At 68.9% G+C, this 6088-nt stretch carries 2 protein-coding genes and 2 pseudogenes; 1 reads left to right on the plus strand and 3 read right to left on the minus strand.

What is annotated here, in order from left to right; all coding sequences use genetic code 11:
• Nucleotides 1–961: 961 nt before the first annotated feature.
• A pseudogene (locus OTB19_RS41170) lies at nucleotides 962–1435 on the minus strand (aldehyde dehydrogenase family protein); the annotation flags it as partial.
• 98 nt (nucleotides 1436–1533) lie between these two features.
• On the opposite strand from OTB19_RS41170, the pseudogene OTB19_RS41175 reads away from it, so the two are divergent.
• A pseudogene (locus tag OTB19_RS41175) lies at nucleotides 1534–1675 on the plus strand (IS5/IS1182 family transposase); the annotation flags it as partial.
• Between the two features lie 221 nt (nucleotides 1676–1896).
• Here the strand turns inward: OTB19_RS41175 and uvrA are convergent.
• Together uvrA and OTB19_RS43890 are read right to left on the minus strand one after the other, a co-directional pair.
• Complete coding sequence (uvrA, locus tag OTB19_RS41180) at nucleotides 1897–4353, minus strand: excinuclease ABC subunit UvrA (protein ID WP_267803988.1); 2457 nt, start codon at nucleotides 4351–4353, stop codon at nucleotides 1897–1899.
• A gap of 425 nt (nucleotides 4354–4778) precedes the next feature.
• Nucleotides 4779–4988: a DUF6233 domain-containing protein gene (locus tag OTB19_RS43890; protein WP_420717019.1), complete on the minus strand. Its 210-nt coding sequence runs from the start codon at nucleotides 4986–4988 to the stop codon at nucleotides 4779–4781.
• Between the last annotated feature and the right edge of the window lie 1100 nt (nucleotides 4989–6088).

Raw genomic sequence — 6088 nt, forward strand, 5'->3', positions numbered from 1 at the left:
ACTTACGAGGTGCCCTCTTGCTCGGGTCTGATGGAAGCGTAGAAACTCCCATCATCCCAGGTCAGCGGGCACCTCTTCTGATTTCTCCATCCACAGCCCGACCACTACGCGGTGGATCCAGGCTCAGTGGTCGTGATCATCGCGTGAAGCAGCTCCGGTTCTCGGGCAGCAGCGGGGCGCACCGTCGCGGCGCCGACAAGGGCAACTGCGAGGGTCGCTATGACACGCTTGAGTTCGATCACAACCCTCGCAACGATCAAGAGGAGCGGCAAGTGCCCGGATCGCGGCCAACCGTCGCTCCACTTCGGCGGCACGACAGCCCTGAGACAAACCGCGCGACGCGTCCGACCGCATGAGGACTCCCGAACCCATCGACATCGATCATGGAAGCGGCACCCGAAGCCACTCCCGAAGTCGTCGACCAACGCATCGGGTTCTCGTGTCTCCAGTCAGGTGGAGCCCGGGCGCGGGCGACGGGGCGTCCCAGAGGCCCTACGGCCTGACGCAGCACGTCGCGGGGCAGGGAGCCTGTCCGGGCAGCGGCTAGCCGGTGATCACCCCGGGCGGGGGCGGAGGAAGCGGTGGCGTGTTCGGGAAGGGCGGGGTTCCGCCGCCCGGCGAGCCCACCCCTTGCCCGCGCGAGCTGCCTCCGTGGAACGCGTCCGCGATCGCGGTCAGCGCGGGCGCAGCGCCTGGAGGCATCTCGTTGACGGTAGCCGTCGCAGGAAACCCGAACGAGACCATCAACTGCTTCAGGGCCACCACCATGGGGGAAGGAAGACTGTTCAGCGCCGCGGCGATCTGTTCACCCTCGGACATGCCCGCCGCGGACCCATTCCCCGGCCGTACGTCGTCTGCCATCGTGCTTGCCCTCCAAGGGGGTAGGCAACTCGTTCCATCTCTCCTGCTCACCGGCAAGAGGACCATGCGGAATCGCAGCCGGATTGGCCTGAAGGAGCTACCCACCCGAACAGACTCCAACACCGGCTCTGGTTGTCCTGCGCGTATCGGGGTGGTTGACCCAGACCATGCCGGTCTCCACACGCTGGGCCACCCGCCGCGCCCGTTCGAGGTCCGCGCCGAACACGGAGCCGCCGAGACCGTGCGGGCTGTCGTTGGCCAGGGCGACGGCCTCGTCTTCGTCTGCGACCCGGTAGACCACTGCGGCCGGGCCGAAGAGTTTTTCGGCATAGGCGCGCATGCCCGGCTTGACGCCGGTGATGATCGTCGGTTCGACGAAGGCGCCCGGGCGATCGATGCGGTGGCCGCCGGTCACCAGCTCGGCCCCTTGGTCCACGGTCTCACGGATCTGGTCGGCCAGGTCCGAGGCCGCCTGCTCGGAAGAGAGCGGAACCAGGGTCGTAGCCTCGTCCGCCGGGTCGCCCGGTCGCAGTTCCTCGAAGGCGCGGCGCAGGCCGTCCACGAAGTCGTCGTAGCTTCATCGGACGCCCCACGGTCTCCCTGGGTGCGACCTGCACGACTGCGATGTGGCGAGCGGTCTACGACCTGTTTCGCCGGCGACAGGGGAACGGCGGCACCTGGCGCCGAATTCACCCGGCTCCAGTCTCTGGCCGACGCGAAAGGTGCGATCACGTGGGACCTGAGCGTCGACTCCACGGGCTGCCGCGCCCACCAGCATGCGGCCGGGGCCCGGCCCGCCAGTGGGGCGATCGGCACCATCGTCACACCGGCCGGCCTACGCGCCGAAGCCGGCCGGGCCGTCCTACGGGAGATCTCCCAGCACATCGACATCAAGATGCGCCACGTCGCCGAACCGGGCCCAGACGGGACACCTCGCGAGCGATATCCGCCACAAGCCGGAACACTGCATGGCGACGCGCGCGACCCTGCACCCCGAACCCGGCTGACTGGTGCTCAGCGCCCCTCGCGCCGTCGTCAGGAGCGCGCGAGCCGGGCCGCGAGATAGGGCGCGGTGGCACTGCGGCGGGCCCTCGCCACCTTGGCCGGCGGGCCCGCCGCGACCACCCGCCCGCCCGCGTCACCGCCGCCCGGCCCAAGGTCGATGACCCAGTCGGCGGTGGCGATCGTGTCCAGATCGTGCTCGACGAGGACGACCGTGTTGCCGGCGTCGACGAGCCGGTGCAGCTGTCGCAGCAGCAGCGCGACGTCCGAGGGGTGCAGCCCCGCCGTCGGCTCGTCGAGCAAGTAGAGCGCGTGGCCGCGGCGGGCTCGTTGCAGTTCGGTGGCCAGTTTGATGCGTTGCGCCTCACCACCGCTGAGCTCCGTCGCGGGCTGCCCCAGCCGCAGGTACCCCAGTCCCACCTCGCGCAACGTCTCCAGACTGCGTGAGGCGGCCGGGACGGCGGACAAGAACGTGGCCGCGGCGTCGACGGAGAGCCCCAGCACTTCCGCGATGTTCTTGCCGCGGTAGGTGACTTCCAGCGTTTCGGCGTTGTACCGGGCACCCTGGCAGGTCGGGCACGGCGCGTAGGTGCCAGGCAGGAAGAGCAGTTCCACCGCGACGAATCCTTCGCCCTGACAGGTCTCGCACCGCCCTTCGGGCACGTTGAAGGAGAACCGCCCGGCCGAGTAGCCGCGCGCCCTGGCCTCGTCTGTCGCCGCGTACAGCTTGCGCACCGCGTCGAACATCCCCGTGTACGTGGCCAGGTTGGACCGGGGAGTTCGGCCGATGGGCCGTTGATCGACCCGGACCAGCCGGTCGAACGACTCAACCCCCGACGCGTCCTGGACATCGACCTCCAGCCGCGCCTCGTCGGGCTCCTCGGGTACGAGTCCGAGGTGGCTGCGGACGACCTCGGCGAGCACCTGCGTCACCAGCGTCGACTTCCCGGAACCGGACACGCCCGTCACCGCCGTCAGTACGCAGAGTGGCACGTCGACGGACACGTCGTGCAGATTGTGCCGGGAGACGCCGCTCAGGTGCAGCCAGCCGTGCGGCATGCGCGGGCGGTGATCGAGCGGCTCGGCACGCCCGAACAAGTGCCGGCTCGTGGCCGACTCCCCCACCCACTCAAGACCGGCGACCGGGCCGCTGTACAGCACGCGCCCGCCGCCCTCGCCCGCGCCGGGGCCGATGTCGACCACCCAGTCCGCCCGCCGTACGACGTCCATGTCGTGCTCCACGACGAACAGCGAGTTGCCCGCCGCCTTGAGGCGGTCCAGCACGTCCAGCAGCGGTTCCGCGTCAGCCGGGTGCAGGCCCGCGGAGGGTTCGTCGAGGACGTAGACGACGCCGAACAGCCCCGAGCGCAGCTGAGTGGCGATCCGCAGGCGCTGCGCCTCGCCGGGCGAAAGGGTCGTCGAGCGGCGCCCGAGGCTGAGATATCCGAGGCCCAGGTCGAGCAGTACGTCGACCCGCGCGACCAGATCGCCGCAGATCCGAACCGCGACCTCGGTCGTCTCCCCGGATCGGGCGGTCGACGTGGTGGCGTCGGCCTCGGACCGCCCCGCGACGGGCCGCAGCAGCGCCACGACCTCGGTCAGCGGCTTCGCGTTGATTTCGGCGATGGAACGTCCGGCGAAGGTCACGGCGAGCGCCTCGGGCCGCAGTCCGCTGCCGTGACACTCCGGGCAGGGCACACTCCTGACGAACCGGAGCGCCCGTTCGCGCATCTTCTCGCTCTTGGAGTCGGCGAGGACGTGCATGACGTGCTTGCGGGCGCTCCAAAACTTGCCCTGATAGCCGTAGTCGACGCGATCCTCCTCCGGCTCGATGTACACGGAGGGCTGCTCGTCCGCGTACAGCAGCCAGTCCCGGTCCTTCTTCCTGAGCCTGCGCCACGGCCGGTCGATGTCGATCCCCAGGCCGTTCACGACACTGCGCAGATTGGCGCCCTGCCAGGCGGCGATCGCCCCCTCGCGGATGCTCAGCGAGGGGTCCGGGACGAGCAGGTCTTCGGCGACGTCGTGCACGACGCCCAGTCCGTGGCACTCCGGGCAGGCGCCGGCCGCGGTGTTGGGTGAGAACGACTCGGCTTCCAGCCGTGCGGCCCGGGGCGGATAGGTGCCGGCGCGGGAGTACAGCATGCGCAGCAGATTGGACAGCGTGGTGAGGGTGCCGACCGTCGAGCGCGAGCTGGGCGACCCGCGTCGCTGCTGCAAGGCCACGGCCGGTGGCAGTCCGGTGATTTCCTGCACGTGCGGTGCGCCGACCTGGTGCAACAGCCTTCGGGCGTACGGTGCTACGGACTCGAAGTAGCGCCGCTGGGCCTCAGCGTAGAGCGTGCCGAAAGCGAGCGAGGACTTGCCCGAACCGGAGACGCCGGTGAAGGCGACCATTGCGTCCCGCGGAATGTCGACATCGATGTTTCGCAGGTTGTTCTCACTGGCGCCCCGGACATGCACGAAGGGGTCGGTCGCGTCCTTGTTCACAGTTTCCTGATTACCTGATCGCGCCGGGAACCGCGCGACAGGCGCCGTCACCGGGCCTCGCTCACATGAGCGTCCGGAGGGTCCCGAATCCATCCTCGATACACGACCTATCGCAGACGTACTGCGGTCCCGAAACCAGAGCGCCAGGTGCGGGGCCGCAGAGGGGGCGGGGCCTGAGGCCCAGGCCGGGAGCTTCCTCCTGGCCACGTCCGATGTCTTCGACACCCCGAGCTAACGGACACCAGCCGGCCATCCAGCAATGTCCAGGCGGGCTGTGGTCGGGCAGACCAGAAAGTGCCTGGCCGTGCTGCCGGCGGAAGGTGTCCATCTCGATCGCACCAACGGCAGCACCCACGACTTCTCCGACGCAGTCCGCTCAGAGCGGCCGTTTGAATCTGCCGGCCCGTCCTGTGCTCCCATAGTTGTCAGGCCTCGTCGACGGGTTCGGTTGGGCAACTGTCCAGCAGCCTCAGCTCGCTGTCTGGGAGGCACAGCGGGCACGCAATGACCGACGGCATGGTGCGCAGTACCTCCAGGATCATTTTGCGGGTGACGGCGCGGCCGCGGCTGGCGGCTTTGCAGGCGCCAGTGTGGACGCGCGTCGGCCGGAGCCGATGCCGTACTCGATCCACCACCGGGGCGGTTCCACCGGCGCTAGCCGGTGAGCGCGCTGTTCATTCGGCTGCCCGAACTACGCTGATCCTTTCGTCTGCGCGGGCGAGGGCTTCTTGAGCCGCATCCAGGCGTCCACCACCTGCTCGCGGGAGATGGACCCCTGTGGGGGTGGCCGGCGACGGCGATGGAAAGCTCCGACATCTCGGCCCACATCCGGTCGACCGTCTCCTTCTGCCCGTCGCTCCAGCCGGGGCTGTCGGGAACGTCACCGCGGTGGGAGAACCGCCCCCGCGCGCCCGCCCGGTTTGGGGTTCCACGCTCCGAAGCAGGTCGGCGAGGTAGGCGTGGTGTTCGGCGTGGGCGCGGTGGACGCGCTCCTGGAGCTGGAGGAGGTCCTCAGGGAAGGCGGTCTCGTCAGTATCCCTCGAATCGTACGTTTGCTCTATTAAGGAGGGGGCGCTCCGGTTCGTGACCCGTTCGACAGACAGGCGTGCGGGCCGCTGGAGAGGTGAGTCACAGAGCCCGAGAGCCGACAGCAGGTGCTCACCACTTCGGGAGGCGCCTGCGTGAACCCCGGAATCGAACAGCTTGAGCCTCGTGACATTGCCAGGGGCCCGCTTCGGCGGCTCGCACGCTAGACGGCGTCGAGCGCGGCCGCGCCTACGACGACGCCTGCCACGATCGTCTGAACGCCCTCGGCCTGCCCCGGCCGAGCCCCGACCCCACCATCTGCAAGGAGCAGTGACCCACTGGCGCCCCCTCCAGAGCAGCCGTCGCCGGGGGCCCCTATGGGTTTCGTCAAGCGGTGAGTAACGTCCATGGGGCTCGCGTTGAGCCAGGGAAGCCTGGTTGACCAGGGGCAAAGCGTTGATCGTGGAGTTTGGCGTTGTGGAAGCGAAGGGGGTGTGGCACATGAGGATCTTGTTCTTTCCTCATGAGGATGGGTTGGACGTTTCGGGTGGCGCGGCGGATCTCGTTGCTCTGGCTCTTGCCCTCATCCTCGATCCACCGCGTGATCTTTGATCACGCGGTGTGATTGCTTTTGTGGTGGGTTTCCGGATTCGGGCAGGCCGGTATCCCGGGTGGCCGTCCCGGTGGCGGGTTCTCCGAGGTTCTTTCT

The organism is Streptomyces sp. H27-H5, assembly GCF_026627505.1.
Taxonomy (GTDB): Bacteria; Actinomycetota; Actinomycetes; order Streptomycetales; family Streptomycetaceae; genus Streptomyces.